The organism is Streptomyces sp. Tue6028 (assembly GCF_002300165.1).
In the GTDB taxonomy this organism is placed as follows: domain Bacteria; phylum Actinomycetota; class Actinomycetes; order Streptomycetales; family Streptomycetaceae; genus Streptomyces; species Streptomyces siamensis.
This window is the reverse complement of the sequence record NZ_MLCE01000012.1, coordinates 317511-336499: the sequence shown is the minus strand read 5'-3', so window position 1 is coordinate 336499 and position 18989 is coordinate 317511. Positions and strand designations below refer to the sequence as shown.

18 protein-coding genes are annotated in these 18989 nt (G+C 70.9%); 6 read left to right on the top strand and 12 right to left on the bottom strand.

From position 1 onward, the window contains the following. Positions 1-130: 130 nt before the first annotated feature. Positions 131-625, top strand: coding sequence for a DUF3145 domain-containing protein (locus BKI49_RS11090; RefSeq protein ID WP_095934056.1), 495 nt, complete (start codon positions 131-133; stop codon positions 623-625). Positions 626-789: 164 nt separating this feature from the next. Here the strand turns inward: BKI49_RS11090 and fabF are convergent, their stop codons facing one another. From fabF to fasR, 5 genes are all read right to left on the bottom strand, one after another. Then, complete coding sequence (gene fabF, locus BKI49_RS11085; protein WP_095934055.1) at positions 790-2061, bottom strand: beta-ketoacyl-ACP synthase II; 1272 nt, start codon at positions 2059-2061, stop codon at positions 790-792. A gap of 128 nt (positions 2062-2189) precedes the next feature. Then, positions 2190-2438: an acyl carrier protein gene (locus tag BKI49_RS11080; RefSeq protein WP_028800941.1), complete on the bottom strand. Its 249-nt coding sequence runs from the start codon at positions 2436-2438 to the stop codon at positions 2190-2192. Between the two features lie 72 nt (positions 2439-2510). Beyond that, on the bottom strand, positions 2511-3542 hold the full coding sequence (locus BKI49_RS11075; RefSeq protein WP_095934054.1) for a ketoacyl-ACP synthase III: 1032 nt from the start codon (positions 3540-3542) through the stop codon (positions 2511-2513). Between the two features lie 13 nt (positions 3543-3555). After that, positions 3556-4473, bottom strand: coding sequence for an ACP S-malonyltransferase (locus BKI49_RS11070; protein ID WP_095934053.1), 918 nt, complete (start codon positions 4471-4473; stop codon positions 3556-3558). An 89-nt stretch (positions 4474-4562) separates the two neighbouring features. Next, positions 4563-5768, bottom strand: coding sequence for a fatty acid biosynthesis transcriptional regulator FasR (gene fasR / locus BKI49_RS11065; protein WP_028800938.1), 1206 nt, complete (start codon positions 5766-5768; stop codon positions 4563-4565). A gap of 96 nt (positions 5769-5864) precedes the next feature. Between fasR and BKI49_RS11060 the strand changes: the two genes are divergently transcribed. Continuing rightward, positions 5865-6521 (top strand): pirin family protein, encoded by a 657-nt coding sequence (locus BKI49_RS11060; protein ID WP_095934052.1) that lies wholly within the window; start codon positions 5865-5867, stop codon positions 6519-6521. A 3-nt stretch (positions 6522-6524) separates the two neighbouring features. Here the strand turns inward: BKI49_RS11060 and BKI49_RS11055 are convergent, their stop codons facing one another. Both BKI49_RS11055 and BKI49_RS11050 read right to left on the bottom strand, forming a co-directional pair. Then, positions 6525-7346: a serine hydrolase domain-containing protein gene (locus tag BKI49_RS11055; RefSeq protein WP_095934051.1), complete on the bottom strand. Its 822-nt coding sequence runs from the start codon at positions 7344-7346 to the stop codon at positions 6525-6527. A gap of 19 nt (positions 7347-7365) precedes the next feature. Next, complete coding sequence (locus BKI49_RS11050; protein ID WP_095934137.1) at positions 7366-7848, bottom strand: GNAT family N-acetyltransferase; 483 nt, start codon at positions 7846-7848, stop codon at positions 7366-7368. A 96-nt stretch (positions 7849-7944) separates the two neighbouring features. On the opposite strand from BKI49_RS11050, the gene BKI49_RS11045 reads away from it, so the two are divergent. Both BKI49_RS11045 and BKI49_RS11040 read left to right on the top strand, forming a co-directional pair. After that, complete coding sequence (locus BKI49_RS11045; protein ID WP_095934050.1) at positions 7945-8430, top strand: MerR family transcriptional regulator; 486 nt, start codon at positions 7945-7947, stop codon at positions 8428-8430. Then, positions 8430-9446, top strand: coding sequence for an aldo/keto reductase (locus tag BKI49_RS11040; RefSeq protein WP_095934049.1), 1017 nt, complete (start codon positions 8430-8432; stop codon positions 9444-9446). The genes BKI49_RS11045 and BKI49_RS11040 overlap by 1 nt, the downstream gene beginning before the upstream one ends. A gap of 492 nt (positions 9447-9938) precedes the next feature. On the opposite strand, the gene BKI49_RS11035 is transcribed toward BKI49_RS11040, so the two are convergent. The 3 genes from BKI49_RS11035 to BKI49_RS11025 form a co-directional block, all read right to left on the bottom strand. Continuing rightward, complete coding sequence (locus BKI49_RS11035; protein ID WP_095934048.1) at positions 9939-10799, bottom strand: DUF4429 domain-containing protein; 861 nt, start codon at positions 10797-10799, stop codon at positions 9939-9941. A gap of 66 nt (positions 10800-10865) precedes the next feature. After that, positions 10866-12074, bottom strand: a complete 1209-nt coding sequence (locus BKI49_RS11030) for an alpha/beta hydrolase (protein WP_095934047.1) — start codon at positions 12072-12074, stop codon at positions 10866-10868. A 155-nt stretch (positions 12075-12229) separates the two neighbouring features. Beyond that, entirely contained in the window at positions 12230-12886 is a 657-nt protein-coding gene (locus BKI49_RS11025) for a TetR family transcriptional regulator (protein ID WP_095934046.1), read from the bottom strand. Positions 12887-12999: 113 nt separating this feature from the next. Here BKI49_RS11025 and BKI49_RS11020 point away from each other — a divergent pair, with 113 nt between their 5' ends. Together BKI49_RS11020 and BKI49_RS11015 are read left to right on the top strand one after the other, a co-directional pair. Further along, positions 13000-14622, top strand: coding sequence for an MFS transporter (locus BKI49_RS11020; protein ID WP_095934045.1), 1623 nt, complete (start codon positions 13000-13002; stop codon positions 14620-14622). A 292-nt stretch (positions 14623-14914) separates the two neighbouring features. Further along, entirely contained in the window at positions 14915-15223 is a 309-nt protein-coding gene (locus BKI49_RS11015) for a small hydrophobic protein (RefSeq protein WP_095934044.1), read from the top strand. Between the two features lie 19 nt (positions 15224-15242). Here the strand turns inward: BKI49_RS11015 and BKI49_RS11010 are convergent, their stop codons facing one another. Continuing rightward, positions 15243-16082, bottom strand: coding sequence for a potassium channel family protein (locus BKI49_RS11010; RefSeq protein WP_095934043.1), 840 nt, complete (start codon positions 16080-16082; stop codon positions 15243-15245). A 74-nt stretch (positions 16083-16156) separates the two neighbouring features. After that, positions 16157-18889, bottom strand: coding sequence for a pyruvate dehydrogenase (acetyl-transferring), homodimeric type (gene aceE, locus BKI49_RS11005; protein ID WP_095934042.1), 2733 nt, complete (start codon positions 18887-18889; stop codon positions 16157-16159). Positions 18890-18989 lie beyond the last annotated feature (100 nt).

Here is an 18989-nt window from a genome sequence, read left to right as displayed (position 1 = left end):
TGTTTCCAGGCGTCGGGACCGACGGTACGTCACACTCCTTGCGCCGCCGCACGGTAGCCTCGCCCCGTGGCCGCCCTGCCACTGCCGTTCCGCTAAGTTACAAGATGTCTCGCTCTGTCCGGAGGCCCCAGTGACGACACGTGGAGTTCTCTACGTGCACTCCGCGCCCCGCGCGCTGTGCCCGCACGTCGAGTGGGCGGTCGCCGGGGTACTCGGCGCGCGCGTGAACCTCGACTGGATCCGGCAGCCCGCCGCGCCCGGCACCTGGAGATCGGAGTTCTCCTGGAAGGGCGAGGTCGGCACGGCCTCCAAACTCGCCTCCGCGCTGCGCGGCTGGCAGATGCTGCGCTTCGAGGTCACCGCCGAGCCCTGCCCCACCGCCGAGGGCGAGCGCTACAGCTGCACCCCCGACCTGGGGATCTTCCACGCGGTCACCGGGATCCACGGCGACATCCTGATCCCCGAGGACCGGCTGCGCGCCGCCCTGCTCCGTTCCCAGCGCGGCGAGACCGACCTGGAGGCCGAGATCGCCAAACTCCTCGGCAAGCCCTGGGACGACGAGCTGGAACCCTTCCGCTACGCGGGCGAGGGCGCCCCGGTCCGCTGGCTCCACCAGGTGGTCTGACCGGCGGACGTCCTGCGGGGCGCCGCGCCCGAGGGGCGCGGCGAACCGCGCGGCAGGCCCCTGCGAGCCGCACTCGGCGGACGACCGGACGACGAACGGCGTGTGGCCCGTACTCCTTGCAAGGAGTACGGGCCACACGCCGTTCAGCAGAGGGAGACCCGGCGTCAGACGGTACGGAACGCCAGCACCACGTTGTGTCCGCCGAACCCGAACGAGTCGTTCAGCGCGGCGATCCGCCCGTCGACGGGCAGCTTGCGCGCCTCACCGCGGACGACGTCGGCGTTGGCCTCGGCCTCGGGGTCGAGGTTCTCGACGTTGATGGTCGGCGGGGCGACCCGGTGGTACAGCGCGAGCACCGACGCGACCGACTCGACACCGCCGGCGCCGCCGAGCAGGTGGCCGGTCATCGACTTGGTGGCGGACACCGCGATGTGGTCGGCGTCGTCGCCGAACACCTTGCGCAGCGCCTTCAGTTCGGCCACGTCACCGGCCGGCGTCGAGGTGGCGTGCGCGTTCACGTGCACGATCTCGGCGGGGTCCAGGTCGGTGTTGTCGAGCAGGTTCTGCAGGGCGTGCGAGATGCCGCGGCCCTCGGGCTCCGGCTGCACGATGTCGTGGGCGTCGGCCGAGATGCCCTGGCCGACGGCCTCCGCGTAGACGCGGGCGCCACGCTTGGCGGCGTGCTCGGCGGACTCCAGGACGAGGACGCCGGCGCCCTCGCCGAGGACGAAGCCGTCACGGGCGACGTCGTAGGGGCGCGAGGCACCCTGCGGGTCGTCGTTGTTCTTGGACATCGCCATCATGTTGCCGAACGCGGCGATGGGAAGCGGGTGGATGGCCGCCTCGGTGCCACCGGCGACGACGACGTCGGCGCGGCCCGTGCGGATCATCTCGATGGCGTAGCCGATGGCCTCGGCGCCGGAGGCGCAGGCGGAGACCGGGGTGTGGACACCGGCGCGGGCGCCCACGGCGAGGCCCACGTTGGCGGACGGGCCGTTCGGCATCAGCATCGGCACGGTGTGCGGGGAGACGCGGCGTACGCCCTTCTCCTTCAGCACGTCGTACTGGTCGAGCAGGGTCGTCACGCCGCCGATGCCGGAGGCGATGACGGCACCGAGCCGGTCGGGGTCGACGCTCGCGTCCTCGCCCGCCTTGTCGGTGAAACCGGCGTCGGCCCAGGCCTCCTTGGCCGCGATGAGCGCGAACTGCGCCGAGCGGTCCAGCCGGCGGGCCTGCGGGCGGGGAATGACCTCGCCCGGCTCCACGGCGATCTGTGCCGCGATACGGACCGCCTGGTCGGCGGCCCACTCCTGCTCCAGGGGACGGACACCGGAACGTCCGGCGACCAGGCCCTCCCAGGTAGAGGCTGCGTCGCCACCCAGCGGTGTGGTTGCGCCGATACCGGTGACGACCACGGTGCGATTGGTCGGGCTCACGGGAATTCTTTCTCCAACGGATACGAGGATTCAGCGGCGCCACCGCCGGGTGGCGGGGCATGCGGCCCAGGCGGACCGGGGCTCGGAGCCCGGACGGAACCGGGGCTCCAGCCCAGGTGATCGGTAGATCAGGCCTGGTGCTTGAGGATGTAGTCGGTCGCGTCGCCGACGGTCTTGAGGTTCTTGACGTCGTCGTCCGGGATCTTCACGTCGAAGCGCTCTTCGGCGGCGACGACGACCTCGACCATGGACAGCGAGTCGACGTCCAGGTCGTCGGTGAAGGACTTGTCCAGCTGGACGTCCTCGGTGGGGATGCCGGCGATCTCGTTGACGATCTCGGCGAGACCTTCGACGATCTCTTCCTGAGTGGCGGCCATGTCAGGCGCTCCTTCGGTGTGTATCCAGAGGGTGTGGCGGTACTCCGGCCGGAGATGATCCGGACGGTGTGCCTAGGGGAGGGTAACGACCGTGGCGGCGTACACGAGACCCGCCCCGAATCCGATGACGAGCGCGGTGTCGCCGCTCTTCGCCTCACCGGTCGCCAGGAGCCGCTCCATCGCGAGCGGGATCGAGGCGGCCGAGGTGTTGCCGGTGGTGCGTACGTCGCGGGCGACCGTGACGTGCTCCGGCAGTTTGAGCGTCTTCACCATCGAGTCGATGATCCGCTCGTTGGCCTGGTGGGGAATGAAGACGTCCAGGTCGTCCGGGCTGATTCCGGCCGCGTCCAGCGCCTGCTGGGCGACCTTCGCCATCTCGAACACGGCCCAGCGGAACACCGCCTGGCCCTCCTGCGTGATCGCAGGGAACTTGATCTCGCCCTTGGAGTCGAGCGGAAGCTGGGAGACGTCGCCGATGCGGAAACGGTCCCACGGCACGGTCTGCTTGATGGTGCCGGCCTTGTCGCCCTCCGAGCCCCACACGGTCGGGCCGATGTGCGGCTCCTGCGAGGGACCCACGACGACCGCGCCCGCGCCGTCGCCGAACAGGAAGGCCGTGGCGCGGTCCTCCAGGTCGGTGAGGTCGGACAGCCGCTCCACGCCGATGACGAGGACGTATTCGGCCGAACCCTCGACGATCATGCCCTTGGCGAGGGTCAGACCGTAGCCGAAGCCCGCGCAGCCGGCCGAGATGTCGAAGGCGGCGGCCTTGTTCGTGCCGAGCTTGTCGGCGATCTCGGTGGCGATGGCCGGGGTCTGGCTGAAGTGGGACACGGTGGAGACCACCACGGCGCCGATCTGGTCGGCGTCGATCCCGGCGTCGGCGATGGCCTTGCCGGACGCCTCGATCGACATCGCGGCGACGGTCTCCTCGTCGGAGGCCCAGTGCCGGGTCTGGATGCCGGAGCGCGAGCGGATCCACTCGTCGGACGAGTCGATCGTCTCCAGGATCACCTCGTTGGGCACGACCCGGACGGGGCGGTAGCCGCCGACGCCGAGGATGCGGGCGAAAGGAGCGCCCTTGGGTGCCTTGATCTTCGACATGCTCTCGGGCTCCTTAGGCCGCACTGTGCTCGGCGACGAGTTCGCGAGCCGCGTCGAGGTCTTCGGGGGTCTTCAGGGCCAGCGTCCGGACGCCGGGCAGCGCGCGCTTGGCCAGACCGGTGAGCGTGCCGCCGGGGCACACCTCGATCAGCGTGGTCGCGCCGAGGTCCTCGAACGTCCGCATGCACAGGTCCCAGCGCACCGGGTTGGCGACCTGGCCGACCAGGCGCGAGACGACCTCGGCACCGGTGTCGACGACCTGGCCGTCCTTGTTCGAGACGTACCGGACCGTCGGGTCCGCCGGCGTCAGGCCCGCGGCGGCCTTCGCGAGCGCGTCGACCGCGGGGGCCATGTGAGCGGTGTGGAACGCGCCCGCGACCTTCAGGGCGACGACACGGCGTACGCCCTCGGGCTTGTCCGCCTCCAGGGTGGCCAGTTGCTCCAGGGTGCCGGCGGCCACGATCTGGCCGGCGCCGTTCACGTTGGCCGGGGTGAGGCCGAGCTTCTCCAGGTGCGGGACCGTCGTCTCCGGGTCACCACCGAGGAGCGCCGACATGCCGGTCTGCGTGATGGCGGCGGCATCGGCCATCGCCAGGCCCCGCTTGCGGACGAGTCGGAGCGCGGCGGTGTCGTCGAGCACTCCGGCGAACGCGGCGGCGGTGATCTCACCGACGCTGTGGCCCGCGACGGCACCGGGCGCGATGTCACCGAGTGCCGCGGCGGACAGAAGACCCGCGGCGACGAGCAGCGGCTGCGCGACAGCCGTGTCCCGGATCGCGTCCGCGTCGGCCTGCGTGCCGTAGTGGGCGAGGTCGAGGCCGATGGCGTCCGACCACGCGGCAATGCGGTCGGCGGCGCCGGGGAGTTCGAGCCAAGGAGTCAGGAAGCCGGGCGTCTGGGCGCCCTGGCCGGGAGCGACGAGTACGAGCACTCTCACACTCTCTCTTGTGGACGGCCACGGCCGCCCGTGGGGACAGGGACGAAGAACACGAAGGGGAATTGTAGGTCCCCGACAAAAGGCTAGGTCTGGGGATCTCCATCGGTAAGACGTCCCAGGATCAGCGCGATGCGCAGGGTGAATGCGGAGCGTACATCCGACGGCGACCAGCCGGTGACGTCAGTCACACGTCGGAGCCGGTAGCGCACGGTGTTGGGGTGGACGAAGAGCATGCGGGCCGCGCCTTCGAGGCTGCTGGCCTGTTCCAGGTAGACGCTGAGGGTCTCCAGGAGCGCGGAGCCGGCTTCCTCCAGCGGTCTGTAGATCTCCTCCACCAGCTGTTCGCGCGCGGACGGGTCTCCGGCGATCGCGCGCTCCGGCAGCAAATCGTCCGCGAGAACCGGCCGCGGGGCGTCCTGCCAGGCGAAACACGCCTTGAGCCCGGCGGCGGCGGCCTGCGCGGAGCGGGTCGCGGCGAGCAGGTCGGGCACGATCGGCCCGGCCACGACGGGGCCGGCGGCGTACGGTCCGATCAGCGACTTGGCGACGGCGAGCGGGTTGTCGTTGCCTCCCGCGATGACGACGAGCCGGTCCCCGAGGACCCCGGTGAGCACCTGGAGCTTGGCGTGCCGGGCGGCCCGCCGGATCGCCTCCACGGTCAGTTCGCTGTCCCCGTCGGGTGCCGTGCCCAGCACCACGCAGACGTGCTCGGGGGAGTTCCAGCCGAGGGCGGCGGCCCGGCTGACGGCGCCCTCGTCCGCCTCGCCGGAGAGCACCGCGTTCACGACGAGCGACTCAAGGCGGGCGTCCCAGGCACCGCGTGCCTCCGCTGCCTGCGCGTACACCTGGGCGGTGGCGAAGGCGATCTCCCGGGCATAGACGAGGAGCGCCTCGCGCAGCACGGACTCGTCGCCGGGGGCGGCCACCTCGTCGATGGCGCTCTCCATGACCTCGATGGTCGTCCGCACCATCTCGACGGTCTGGCGCAGGGTGATCGCCCGGGTCAGCTCGCGGGGAGCCGTGCCGAAGACGTCGGTGGAGATGGCCTGCGGGGCGTCCGGATGCCGGAACCACTCGGTGAAGGCGGCGATACCGGCCTGCGCGACGAGCCCGATCCAGGAACGGTTCTCCGGTGGCATGGCCCGGTACCAGGGCAGCGTCTCGTCCATCCGCGCGATGGCCTGGGCGGCGAGACTTCCGGACGACTTCTCCAGTCGCCTCAGGGTCGCGGAGTGGGTGTGGACGTCGTGCGACGGGCGGTCGGTGTTGCTGGCTTCGGGTTCGGGCACGGGACAAGACTGCCTTATCAGGACGGAGCCGTGCGGCGGCGGGTCACCGCTAAGCGCGCGAAGGGCGTCGGACCGGCGGCTACCGTGGTGCCTGTGATGGACGTCCGCCGCGCCGACGAGCGCTACCGCGGAGGGGATCCGGAGGCCGGGATCTCCTCCCTCCACGCCTTTTCCTTCGGACCGCACTACGACCCGGACAACCTCCGCTTCGGCGCCGTGATCGCCTGCAACGAGGAGCGGCTCGCGCCCGGCGCGGGCTTCGACGAGCACCCGCACAGCCACACCGAGATCGTCACGTGGGTGGTGGAGGGCGAGCTGACCCACCGGGACTCGGCCGGGCACGCGTCGGTGGTGCGCTCCGGCGACGTCCAGCGGCTGAGCTCCGCGGGCGGTGTCCGGCACGCGGAACGCAACGACGGCACGGAGCCGCTGGTCTTCGTGCAGATGTGGCTGGCCCCGCTGGAGCCGGGCGGCGACCCGGCGTACGAGATCGTCCACGGCATCGCGGACTCCACGCCGTACGCGGTGCCCGAAGCGGGCGCCATGCTGCACGTCCGCCGGCTGACGGCGGGGGAGCGTACGGCGGTCCCCGACGCGCCCTTCGTCTACGTGCACGTCGTGCGCGGCGAAATCCGCCTGGACGGCGAGGAACTGGCGGCCGGGGACGCCGCGCGGATCACCGAGGCGAAGGACCTGGAGGCCGTGGCGGGCGCTCCGGCGGAGCTGCTGCTGTGGGAGATGACCGCGCCGTGAGGCTCAGCGGCGGAGGTCCGCCAGCACGTCGTCGGTGAACGGCGTCCACGCCTCGGCCGCCCAGGGTCCGAAGGCGCGGTCCGTCAGCGCGACGCACGCCGCGCCCGCCACCGGGTCGACCCACAGGAACGTGCCGGACTGACCGAAGTGCCCGAAGGTACGGGGCGAGGACGAATTCCCGGTCCAGTGCGGCGACTTGTGGTCGCGGATCTCGAACCCGAGACCCCAGTCGTTGGGGTTCTGGTGCCCGTACCCGGGCAGCACGCCCTTCGTCCCCGGGTACTGCACGCTCATCGCCTCCGCGACCGTCCGCGGGTCGAGCAGCCGCGGTGCCTGCACCTCGGCGGCGAAGCGGACGAGGTCGGCCACCGTGGACACGCCGTCCTTGGCGGGCGAGCCGTCGAGCGTGGTCGACGTCATGCCCAGCGGGTGCAGCACCGCCTGGCGCAGGTACTCGCCGAAGGGGATGTCGGTCGCCTTGGCGATGTGGTCCCCGAGCACCTCGAACCCGGCGTTGGAGTACAGCCGCCGCTCCCCGGGCGCGGAGGTCGTACGGTGCTCGTCGAAGGCGAGTCCGGAGGTGTGCGCGAGCAGATGACGGACCGTCGCCCCCGCGGGTCCCGCCGGTTCGTCGAGGTCGATCGCCCCCTCCTCGTACGCGACGAGCGCGGCGTACGCGGCGAGCGGCTTGGTGACCGACGCGAGCTTGAAACGGTGTTCCAGCGGGCCGTGCGTCCCCAGTACCGCGCCGTCCGCGCGGACGACCGCCGCGGCGGCGGTGGGAACGGGCCAGTTCGAGATCAGCGCCAGGCTCTGCAGGGACATGCCTACGAGCCTAAGCGGCTCACAGCTGGAGACGCATCGAGGGGTCCGGCTTGCGCACGACGCCGAGGGCGGCGTACAGCGGCTCGGCCTCCGCGGACGCGTTGAGGTCGACCTGCGCGGCGCCCCGCTCGCGGAACCAGTCGAGGAGCGCCTCCATGCACGCGCGGGCGTAGCCGCGGCGCCGGGTGTCCGGATCGGTGGCGACGCTGAAGACATGGCCGACCCGGCCGTGCGGGTTGCCCGCGCGGCCGATCCGGTACTCGACGGTCCCGACGACGAGTGCCGCCAGGGCGCCGGGACGGTCGGGATGGTCGACGACGAAGGCGGCGAAGGTACCGTCGGTGTCGGCCAGCCGGCCGCGTACGGTCGGGAGGGACTCCGCATGCCATGCGGAGGCGTCCGGCGGAGCGTCGCCCGGGGCTCCCAGCGAGTCGATCATCACCTGGCGCAGACGCAGTACTTCCCCGGCGTCCTCGGGCACGGCACGTCGTACGAGACTCATGATCGGCACGGTAGCCACCTCCCCCGGGCCGAGTCGCCGGAATTTCACCTGATTCCGCTTGCTTGGAGTGCACTCCAAGGTTCTAGCGTGGGGGTCATGACGGTGATGGAGACCACGGCCGAGGCCGCCGAGACCGGCACCAGGAGCAGGACCGACGTCTGCGCGGCGCCTCCCGAGCGGCACCGGCGCCCGGACGGCCAGGACAACTACACGATCAGCGAGGTCGTCGCCTTCACCGGCCTCACCGCGCACACCCTGCGCTGGTACGAGCGCATCGGGCTGATGCCGCACATCGACCGTTCGCACACCGGGCAGCGCCGGTACAGCAACCGCGACCTCGACTGGCTGGGCCTCGTCGGCAAGCTCCGGCTCACCGGGATGCCCGTGGCCGACATGGTCCGGTACGCGGAACTCGTGCGCGAGGGCGACCACACCTACATCGAGCGCTACGAGCTTCTGGAGGCGACGCGCCGGGACGTCAAGGCGCGGATCGCGGAGCTCCAGGACACGCTCGCGGTGCTCGACCACAAGATCAACTTCTATGCGGACGCGGGGCGGGCCCTGGCGTCGGAGAGGTCCTGATGACGGACAGCACCATCGGCAGGGTCCAGCTCGGCGCCGGGGGGCCCGAGGTCGGCGTGCAGGGGCTCGGCTGCATGGGCATGAGCTGGGCGTACGGGCCGAGGGACGCGGAGGCGTCGCGGGACGCCCTGGAGAGGGCGCTGGAACTCGGCGTCACGCTCTTCGACACCGCCGACGCGTACGGCCAGGGCGGGAACGAGGAGTTCCTCTCGCCCTTCGTCAAGGCACATCGGGACGACGTGGTCCTCGCCACCAAGTTCGCCATCTCGGTGCCGCCGGACCAGCCGACGAAGCGGATCATCCGCAACGACGCGCCCTACATCCGGCAGGCCGTCGAGGCGAGCCTGAGGCGGCTGGACGTCGACGTGATCGACCTCTACTACATGCACCGCCGTGACGTGCACGTCCCCATCGAGGAGACCGTCGGCGTCATGGCGGATCTGGTGCGGGAGGGCAAGGTCAAGCACCTGGGGCTGAGCGAGGTGACGGCCGGCGAGCTGCGGGCGGCGCGGACCGTGCATCCGATCGCGGCCGTGCAGTCGGAGTGGTCGCTGTTCAGCCGCGACATCGAGGCGGGTGTCGTGCCGGAGGCGCGGCGGATGGGCGTGGCGCTCGTGCCGTACTCGCCGCTCGGCCGGGGCTTCCTCACGGGGTCGTTCGCCGACGCCGACCAGGACCTGACCTCGGGGGACTTCCGGCGCACGATGCCTCGCTTCACCGGTGACAACGCGGCTGCCAATGTGGCGTTGCTGGAACCGGTGCGGGCTGTCGCGGAGGCGCACGACGTGTCGCTCGGGCAGGTCGCGCTGGCCTGGGTCCAGCAGCGGGCCGCCGTGCACGGGCTCACCGTGGTGCCGATTCCTGGGACCACCAAGCGTGGTCGCGTCGAGGAGAACGCCGCCGCGACGCGGATCGTTCTCACTCAGCAGGAGCTGGACCTGCTGGAGTCGATCGCCGGGAAGGTCGCCGGGGACCGGTACGCCGACATGACGTTCTCGTCGGCGGGCCGGGAGTAGCGCGGGTTTCGCCCCCTCCGCCCCTGCCCGTCCCGTCGTCCTGGGGCTGTCGCCCCTAGACCCCCGCGTCAGCCTGGACGGCCTCGTCCTCAAGCGCCGGACGGGCTGGAGATCCTCGGCCCGTCCCGTCGTCCTGGGGCCTGCCGCCCCTAGACCCCCGGGTCGGCCTGGGCGGCCTTGTCCTCAAGCGCTGGACGGGCTGGGATTCCTCGGCCCGTGCCGTCGTCCTGGGGCTGTCGCTGCTAGACGTCGGCGTCGGCCTGGGCGGCCTTGTCCTCAAGCGCCGGACGGGCTGGAGATCCTCGGCCCGTCCCGTCGTCCTGGGGCCTGCCGCCCCCAGACCCCCGCGTCGGCCTGGGCGGCCTTGTCCTCAAGCGCCGGACGGGCTGGAGATCCTCGGCCCGCACGGGTGCGGGCAGGGCGGGATGGGACTCGCCGGCCCGGGGCATGGTGCGGGCCGGGCGGGGCGGGATCCCGGATGCGGAGGCTGTCCTACAGCTCCGCCAGCAGTTCGGCCTTCTTGCTGCTGAACTCCTCGTCCGTGACGAGCCCGGCCTCGTGCAGTTCGCCGAGGTGTCGGATCCGGTCGGCGATGTCGGCCGGATCGCGGCGGGGAGCCGGTGCGGCGACGGCTGTGGGGCCGGCGGACCGCACCGCGGCCAGTACGGCGGCTGCGAAGGGCAGCGACTCGTGCACCGGGCCGTAGCCGAGGCCGAAGACGACGGCCGCCGGATCCTGGTCGGCCTGGGCGGGCTGCGCGGCCGCGGGGGCACGGCGCAGGAGCCGCAGGTGGCCCTCGAAGACCTCGGGGGAGCGCCACTCGACCCCGCTCAGGTCGGCGACCGGGAAACTCTGGTCGCCGGCCTTCCACTTCGCGGAGGAGGCGCCCGTCCAGAACCAGCGGAAGGACACCGCCCTGCCGTCGAAGGAGGCCTTCCCGTCGTACGCCTTGAAATGGAGCGGCCCCGCGGGCGGATCCACCAGATAGCGTTCGGCCGGTTCGTCGTCGGTGGTGAGTCGGTCGCGCAGTTCGTCCGCGTAGTACTCGGCGAGGGTCTCGCGGTCGGCGGGCAGCACCAGCCGGTAGGGGTCGCACCCCTCCTTCAGCTGTCCCGCGGCAGCCTCCATCAGCGGATCGGCGCCCGCCCGTGGCACGGCGCGCAGAACGACCGTGCCGCGCTTCCCGGGCGTCAGCGTCACCGCCGCGATCGCCTCCAGGGGGACACGGCGTTCACCGAGCGCCTGGAACAGCTTCGGCGTACGAATCCCCCGTTCGAAGCGGATGAGGACGGAGTCGGACTCGAACTCCCAGGCGGCATGAAATCCGGCCAGTACGTCACCCATGCGGGCCATCGTATGCGGCACGCAAGCCTCCGTCGCCTCCTCGTACGGACCGCAGTTTTTCGCTCTCTACGCGCGTCAGGCCGACACGGCGTCGGACAAACCCGCCCGGCACGCCTCATCGTCGCGTGCGCAGCTCACCGCGCGGTACGCGCCAACACCGATCTCCGCGAAATTGCGGAGGCTCTCCGTGCCCGGCTCGAAGTAGCCGGCGTGCCCCTGCGCCCCGTCCGCGGACAGCACCCGCGAACCGAACCCCTTCGACACCGGGTCGGCGCCGTGCCCGAGACCGCCGACCTCCAGGTACGGCACGTCCTGGATCCAGTCGTCGCGGTCCCGCATCGCCCAGACCCGCGCCGTGGTGTGCAGGTCGGCCGCCTTCTCGGTCCGCATCCCGGGGCTTCCCGCCACCGCTATGTCGGAGACCCGGGCGGGCAGCTCGTGGGCGGCGACCCCGCACAGCACGGAGCCGTAGCTGTGGCAGTACAGCGCCACCGGCGCTTCCCCCGGCAGGGCGCGCAGCAGCGCGTTCAGCCGTACCGCGCCCTCCTTCGCCCGCATCGCGGTGGCCGCGTCCATGCCGAGCCCGCTGGGCGCCGTGTAGTCGGCCCAGGCGATCACCGCGGTGCGCGTGCCCGGACCCGCGGCACGCTCCTCCGCGTACAGCGAACGCGCCATGCCGACCGGAGCCGAGTACTTCTTGGAGGTGCGCTGGAAGGTCAGCAGGTCGGTGTCGACCCCGGGCACCACGACCGAGATCCGCTGCGCCTTGTCGAGGCTGCCGAAGACCTCGGCGACCCGGCCCGACCCCATGGGGTCGAAGGCGAGGATCTTGCGGCCCTTGTGCAGCAGGGCCTCGTAGCGGTGCATGCGGCGGCCCGCGTCGCGCTGTCCGAGGGGCGACAGCCGGTTGTCGTGCATGCGCTTGCGCTCGACCTTGCGCTGCTGGTCGAGGGCGATGCGGTTCGCCCGGTAGCGCAGGGTCACGGGCGCGCCGTTCATGTTGCCGACCGCGAGCGGGTAGCGGTGGGCGAGCCGGGTGCGCTGCTGGGTGTCGAGCGTCGCGAAGAAGCGGGCCAGCACGCCCGGCGCCGACTCGGCGTCGGGGAGCGCCCGTCCGGCGATGTGCCCGTGCCGCCAGGCGTCGCGGGACGCCTGGAGCGGGGTGGCTCCGCGGTGGCTGTGGAGAGCGGTCCAGCCACTTGTGGCGAGCATCACGAACACCACGGCCAGCGCGAGCAGCGCGCGCCAGACGTTGAGTTGGGGAGATGTGTCGAAGGAAGTCACTGAGAGGACACCCTAGGAGAAGCAGAGTGCCTCACGTTAAACGAGTGAGCGGGATCACGTTTCTGGTGGGGTAATTGGGGCAAACCGGGTTCAGTTTGAGTTAAATACTCACGCTGTGTGGCCGAATGGCTGCGACGCCTGTGCGAGATGTGACGCTACGTGCGCCACTTCTCCGCCAACGCGGGCCCCACATGGTCGAGATAGGACGCCGTCAGTGCGCGGATCGCCTCGACGCTGGTGTCCTCGCCCGCACCCCACAGCCGCCCTGTGACCCGCATCACCCCGCCGAACACGGCGACCGCCACGCGTGGGCGTGGGTCCGCGTCGACGTCCAGACCCTCGCGCTCGGCGATCACCCCGGCGATCTCCTCCTCCATCTCGGCGGAGCGGCGCAGGTGGGCGGCGAGCAGGGCGGGGGTCGACTCGATCAACTGGAAGGTGCGCATGTGCAGTTCGATCGGGATGACCGCCTCGATCGCCTCACCGATGGTGTCCCAGCTCTCCAGGACGGCCCGTCGCAGCGCCTCCAACGGCGCTTCGTGGGGCGGCCGTTCGCGCACGGCGGCGAGGAAGTGCGACTCGGCGAGCCGCTGGACGAACAGGGCGACGTCCTCCTTGCCCGCGAAGTAGCGGAAGAAGGTGCGCTGGGACACGTCGACGGCGTCGGCGATCTCGTCGACGGTCGTCTGCTCGTACCCCTGGGTGGTGAACAGTTCGAGGGCGGCTCGCAGCAGCGCGTCCCGGGTGCGCTGCTTCTTGCGTTCACGCAGGCCCGGGCGCGGTGCCGCCCCGATCGTGTCCGCCGTCTCCATGACCCTCGCTTCCCTGCGGTTCGACCGGTTCAGCCTATCTGTGAGTGACGTGACAGTTACCGACTTGTGAATTGGTTTGTCAACTGTCAGCGACTGTCACTAGCCTCGAACGCATGACTAGTCAGACCACCCTCGACAAGACGGGTCCGGGGGACAGGAGTCCGCTCGACCCGTCGGGCCAGGCTCCGGCCAAGGGGCTGCGCGGCCATCCGTGGTTCACCCTCATCACCGTGGCCGTCGGGGTCATGATGGTGGCCCTGGACGGCACCATCGTCGCCATCGCCAACCCGGCCATCCAGAAGGACCTCGGCGCCAGCTTCGCCGACGTCCAGTGGATCACCAACGGTTACTTCCTGGCCCTCGCGGTCACCCTGATCACCGCGGGCAAGCTCGGTGACCGGTTCGGACACCGGCAGACCTTCCTCATGGGCGTGGTCGGCTTCGCCGCCGCCTCGGGAGCCATCGGCCTGTCCGACAGCATCGCCCTGGTGGTCACCTTCCGCGTCTTCCAGGGCCTGTTCGGTGCCCTGCTGATGCCGGCCGCGCTCGGCCTGCTGCGCGCGACCTTCCCGGCCGAGAAGCTGAACATGGCGATCGGCATCTGGGGCATGGTCATCGGCGCCTCCACCGCGGGCGGCCCGATCCTCGGCGGTCTGCTTGTCCAGCACGTCAGCTGGCAGTCGGTGTTCTTCATCAACGTGCCCGTCGGCGTCGTCGCGCTGGTCCTCGGCCTGGTCATCCTCACCGACCACCGCGCCGAGAAGGCTCCCCGCTCCTTCGACCTGCCCGGCATCGCGCTGCTGTCCGGAGCCATGTTCTGCCTGGTCTGGGCGCTCATCAAGGCCCCGGCCTGGGGCTGGGGCGCCGGTACGACCTGGGCCTTCCTGGGCGCCTCGGTGCTGGGCTTCGTGCTCTTCGCCGTCTGGGAGACCAAGGTGGGCGAGCCGCTCATCCCGCTCGGACTCTTCCGGTCCGTCGCCCTGTCGGCCGGTGTAGTCCTCATGGTGCTGATGGCCATCGCCTTCATGGGCGGCCTGTTCTTCGTCACCTTCTACCTGCAGAACGTGCACGGCATGAGCCCGGTCGACGCCGGTCTGCACCTGCTGCCCCTCACCGGCATGATGATCGTGGGCTCGCCGCTGGCCGGCGCGCTGATCACCAAGTCCGGGCCGCGCATCCCGCTGGCCGGCGGCATGGCCCTCACCGCGATCGCCATGTTCGGCATGTCCACGCTGAAGACGGACACGGGCAGCGGCATCATGTCGCTCTGGTTCGCGCTGCTCGGCCTCGGCCTCGCGCCGGTCATGGTCGGCGCGACCGAGGTCATCGTCGGCAACGCGCCGATGGAGCTGTCCGGAGTCGCCGGCGGTCTCCAGCAGGCCGCGATGCAGATCGGCGGCAGCCTCGGCACGGCGGTGCTCGGCGCCGTCATGGCCTCCAAGGTCGACGGCGACCTCGCGGGCAACTGGGCGGACGCCAAGCTCCCGCCGCTCACCCCGGCCCAGCTCGACCAGGCCGGCGAGGCGGTCCAGGTCGGTGCCGCGCCGGTCACCAAGGACACACCGGCCGCGATCGCCGCGCAGATCACCGACGTCGCCCACGACACGTTCATCTCCGGCATGAGCCTGGCCTGTCTCGTCGCCGCCGGTGTGGCCGTCGTGGCGGTCTTCGTCGCGATGCTCACCAAGCGGGGCGAGAACGCGGAGGCCGTCGGGGCGGGCGCCGGGCACATCTGACGGGCCGTCCACCGGCTGACGGGCGACCGCGCACCGGTCGTCCGGCAGCCGTCGACCGGCCGGGGCGTCCCGGCCGGTTTCGCCTATCAGGGTGACGGAGCTAAAGATCCCTCCCGTTCGGTCCGCGCCGCAGGTCACAGTGGGTCAAGTCCTCCGTACGACCGGGAGGACGGCCGGAGCTGCGGCGCGCTGCCGGAGGGGGGCAGCGCGCGTGCAGGTCTGAAGGTGAGGAACGGGGGTACCCGACGCATCGACCCGAACCGACCGAAAGGTCAAGGGAGTTCAGGAGTTTATGATGGCGGGCTTCGGACACGGTACGCGCAGGTACCCCCGTTCACGTGGCCGTACGAGGTCAGGGAGCGGGCCGGATCGCGCGACCCTTGGCATCATCGGCCTCGTCTGCGCGGTCGCCGGATTCTTCACGCTGGGGATCGTCCTCGGCCCGGCGGCCATCGTCTGCGGCTATCTGTCCATGGGCCGCCGCTGGGCGGGCTCAGGACCCTGGCCGGCCCTGACCGCCGTGGTCCTCGGTGCCGTCGACACACTGCTCGCGGTCCTGTGGCTGGCGGGCTCGACGGGCCCGGGCAACGGTCTGTTCTGACCGGTCGCGCCGCGCGGCGTCACTTCGGTGGACGGTCGTCCGCCCCGGCGGAACGGCCGTCCACCGTGATGTACGCGGGCCGGTGCGCGGCATCCTCCACCGTTCCCGGCACCGGGTGCGGCACACCCGTGGCCGTCCCGCCGGACAGTGCGGCGACCTCCGCGCGCAGGGCCCGCACCTCCTCGGTGAGGGCCTCGATCGCGGCGGTCTGCCGGCGTTCCTCCACGTCGTCCTTCTCGAAGCGGGAGATGAACCAGGCGGCGATGTTGGCGGTGACGACACCGAGCAGCGCGATGCCGGAGAGCATCAGGCCGACCGCGAGCACCCGGCCCATCCCGGTGGTCGGTGCGTGATCGCCGTACCCGACCGTCGTCATCGTCGTGAACGACCACCACACCGCGTCGCCCAGCGTTCTGATGTTCCCGTTGGGTGAGTCCCGCTCCACGGAGAGCACCGCGAGCGAGCCGAACATCAGCAGCCCGATCACCGCGCCGCCGACGTACGTCGTCAGGCGGATCTGCGAGGCCATCCGCGCCCGCCGTCCCACCAGCATCAGGGTGGCGACGAGCCGCAGCAGTCGCAGCGGCTGGAGGATCGGCAGCACCACCGCGCACAGATCGAGCCAGTGCCCGCGCACGAAGTCGCGTCGCCGAGGGGCCAGCGCCAGCCGGACCAGATAGTCGGCGGCGAAGGCCCCCCACACCGTCCACTCCACCACCGTGCAGGTGAGCTCCAGCGACCGGCCGGCGTCGCTGTCCACGATCGGCACGGCGTACGCGACGGCGAACGCCACCGCGAGCGCGAGCAGGGGACGCTGGGTGTGCTGTTCCCAGCGGGCCTGTGCCGATTCATCCTTCATGCCCGCATCGTAGAAGCGGCGAAGGGGCGGCGGAGCCGATGCCCCGCCGCCCCTCACGCCGCCGTACGGACGGTCTACGCGTCGCCGCCCGCGGCACCCGGGTCGGCCGCCGCCACGTCGAGCAGCTGGTAGCGGTCGATCGCCTGCTTCAGCACCGAGCGGTCCACCTTGCCCTCACGGGCCAGCTCGGTGAGCACCGCGACCACGATCGACTGTGCGTCGATGTGGAAGAAGCGCCGGGCCGCGCCGCGGGTGTCCGCGAAGCCGAACCCGTCCGCACCCAGTGATTGGTAGGTGCCCGGCACCCAGCGCGAGATCTGGTCCGGGACCGAACGCATCCAGTCGGAGACGGCCACGAACGGGCCCTGGACGGCGGACAGCCGCTGCGTCACGTAGGGGACGCGCTGTTCCTCCTCGGGGTGCAGGAGGTTGTGCCGCTCCACCTCGACGGCCTCGCGCCGCAGCTCGTTCCAGGAGGTCGCCGACCAGACGTCCGCCTTGACGTTCCACTCCTCGGCGAGGATCCGCTGAGCCTCGATCGCCCACGGCACGGCGACGCCGGAGGCGAGGATCTGCGCCGGGATCGATCCGGAGGTGCCCTCGCCGATGCGGTGGAGGCCCTTCAGGATGCCCTCGACGTCCACGTTCTCCGGCTCGGCCGGGTGCTGGATCGGCTCGTTGTAGACCGTGAGGTAGTAGAAGACGTCCTCCGCGTCCGGGCCGTACATCCGGCGCAGGCCGTCCTGCACGATGTGCGCGATCTCGTAGCCGTACGCCGGGTCGTAGGCGACACAGCCCGGGTTGGTCGAGGCGAGCAGCTGCGAGTGACCGTCCGCGTGCTGGAGCCCCTCACCGGTCAGCGTCGTGCGGCCGGCGGTGGCGCCGAGCACGAAACCGCGCGCCAGCTGGTCGGCCATCTGCCAGAACTGGTCGCCGGTGCGCTGGAAGCCGAACATCGAGTAGAAGACGTACACCGGGATCAGCGGCTCGCCGTGCGTGGCGTACGCCGAGCCCGCCGCGATCAGCGAAGCCGTGCAGCCGGCCTCCGAGATGCCGTCGTGCAGCATCTGGCCGGTCGGGGACTCCTTGTACGCGAGCAGCAGATCGCGGTCGACGGCTTCGTACTGCTGGCCGAGCGGGTTGTAGATCTTCGCGCTCGGGAAGAACGAGTCCATGCCGAAGGTGCGGTACTCGTCGGGTGCGATCAGCACGAAGCGCCTGCCGATCTCCTTGTCCCGCATGAGGTCCTTCAGCAGGCGCACGAAGGCCATGGTCGTGGCGATCGACTGCTGGCCCGACCCCTTCTTCACGCTCGCGTACGTCTTGTCGTCGGGCAGCGCCAGGGGCTTCGCACGCACCAGGCGCGTCGGTACGTACCCGCCGAGCCCCTTGCGGCGGTCGTGCATGTACTGGATCTCTTCCGAGTCCCGGCCGGGGTGGTAGTACGGCGGGAGGCCGTCCTCCAGCTGCTTGTCGGAGATCGGCAGGTGCAGGCGGTCGCGGAAGTGCTTGAGGTCGGCGACCGTGAGCTTCTTCATCTGGTGCGTGGCGTTGCGGCCCTCGAAGTTCGGGCCGAGCGTCCAGCCCTTGACCGTCTGCGCCAGGATCACCGTCGGCTGGCCCTTGTGCGCCTTGGCCGCCGAGAACGCCGCGAAGATCTTCTTGTGGTCGTGACCGCCGCGGCCCAGGTGCAGGACCTGGTCGTCGGTCATGTGCTCGACCATCGCGCGCAGCCGGTGGTCGTCGCCGAAGAAGTGCTGCCGGATGTACGCGCCGGTCTCGGTGGCGTACGTCTGGAACTGGCCGTCCGGCGTGATGTTCAGCTTGTTGACCAGGATGCCGTCGCGGTCCTGCGCCAGCAGCGGGTCCCAGGTGCGGTCCCACACCAGCTTGATGACGTTCCATCCGGCGCCCCGGAACTGCGACTCCAGCTCCTGGATGATCTTTCCGTTGCCGCGCACCGGGCCGTCGAGGCGCTGGAGGTTGCAGTTGACGACGAAGGTCAGGTTGTCCAGGCCCTCGCGCGCCGCGATCGACAGCTGGCCGAGCGACTCGGGCTCGTCCATCTCGCCGTCGCCGAGGAACGCCCACACGTGCGACTTGGAGGTGTCCGCGATCTCGCGGGCCTCCATGTAGCGGTTCATCCGCGCCTGGAAGATCGCGCCGAGCGGGCCGAGGCCCATGGACACGGTCGGGAACTCCCAGAAGTCCGGCATGGAGCGCGGGTGGGGGTAGCTGGACAGCCCGTTCGGGTACTTCGACTTCTCCTGCCGGAACCCGTCGAGCTGCTCCTCGGTGAGCCGGTCGAGCAGATAGGCGCGCGCGTAGATGCCCGGCGAGGCGTGGCCCTGGAAGAAGACCTGGTCGCCGCCGTCGCCCTCGTCCTTGCCGCGGAAGAAGTGGTTGAAGCCCACGTCGTAGAGCGAGGCGGAGGAGGCGAAGGTCGCGATGTGACCGCCGACGCCGATGCCGGGGCGCTGGGCGCGCGAGACCATCACGGCCGCGTTCCAGCGGGTCGCGTTCAGGACCTTGCGCTCGATCTCCTCGTTGCCCGGGAAGAACGGCTCGTCCTTGGTGGCGATCGTGTTGACGTAGTCCGTGCTGCGCATCTCGGGCACGGCCACGCGCTTCTCGCGGGCCCTCTCGATCAGCCGCAGCATCAGATAGCGGGCGCGCTCACGGCCTCGCTGGTCGACGGCGGCGTCGAGGGAGTCGAGCCACTCCTGAGTCTCCTCAGGGTCGAAGTCCGGGACCTGGCTGGGAAGGCCGCCAATGATGATCGGATTGCGATCGGATCCGGAAGCCACGCTGTTCCTTCGCTGTCAGAGGGCTGTCTGCGGTGGGTTTTTCCCCGTCATTTCACCGTTCCCCATCGTGTACCTCGGGAACGCAAACGTCATCTCTACC

Excerpts from the sequence above, each read along its gene's own strand:
- BKI49_RS11010 (WP_095934043.1), bottom strand. The coding sequence starts at position 16,082 with ATGAAGGATGAATCGGCACAGGCCCGCTGGGAACAGCACACCCAGCGT.
- BKI49_RS11020 (WP_095934045.1), top strand. The coding sequence starts at position 13,000 with ATGACTAGTCAGACCACCCTCGACAAGACGGGTCCGGGGGACAGGAGT.
- BKI49_RS11015 (WP_095934044.1), top strand. The coding sequence starts at position 14,915 with ATGATGGCGGGCTTCGGACACGGTACGCGCAGGTACCCCCGTTCACGT.
- BKI49_RS11040 (WP_095934049.1), top strand. The coding sequence starts at position 8,430 with ATGACGGACAGCACCATCGGCAGGGTCCAGCTCGGCGCCGGGGGGCCC.
- BKI49_RS11080 (WP_028800941.1), bottom strand. The coding sequence starts at position 2,438 with ATGGCCGCCACTCAGGAAGAGATCGTCGAAGGTCTCGCCGAGATCGTC.
- BKI49_RS11045 (WP_095934050.1), top strand. The coding sequence starts at position 7,945 with ATGACGGTGATGGAGACCACGGCCGAGGCCGCCGAGACCGGCACCAGG.
- BKI49_RS11055 (WP_095934051.1), bottom strand. The coding sequence starts at position 7,346 with ATGTCCCTGCAGAGCCTGGCGCTGATCTCGAACTGGCCCGTTCCCACC.
- BKI49_RS11025 (WP_095934046.1), bottom strand. The coding sequence starts at position 12,886 with ATGGAGACGGCGGACACGATCGGGGCGGCACCGCGCCCGGGCCTGCGT.
- BKI49_RS11075 (WP_095934054.1), bottom strand. The coding sequence starts at position 3,542 with ATGTCGAAGATCAAGGCACCCAAGGGCGCTCCTTTCGCCCGCATCCTC.
- BKI49_RS11035 (WP_095934048.1), bottom strand. The coding sequence starts at position 10,799 with ATGGCCCGCATGGGTGACGTACTGGCCGGATTTCATGCCGCCTGGGAG.
- BKI49_RS11060 (WP_095934052.1), top strand. The coding sequence starts at position 5,865 with ATGGACGTCCGCCGCGCCGACGAGCGCTACCGCGGAGGGGATCCGGAG.
- BKI49_RS11050 (WP_095934137.1), bottom strand. The coding sequence starts at position 7,848 with ATGAGTCTCGTACGACGTGCCGTGCCCGAGGACGCCGGGGAAGTACTG.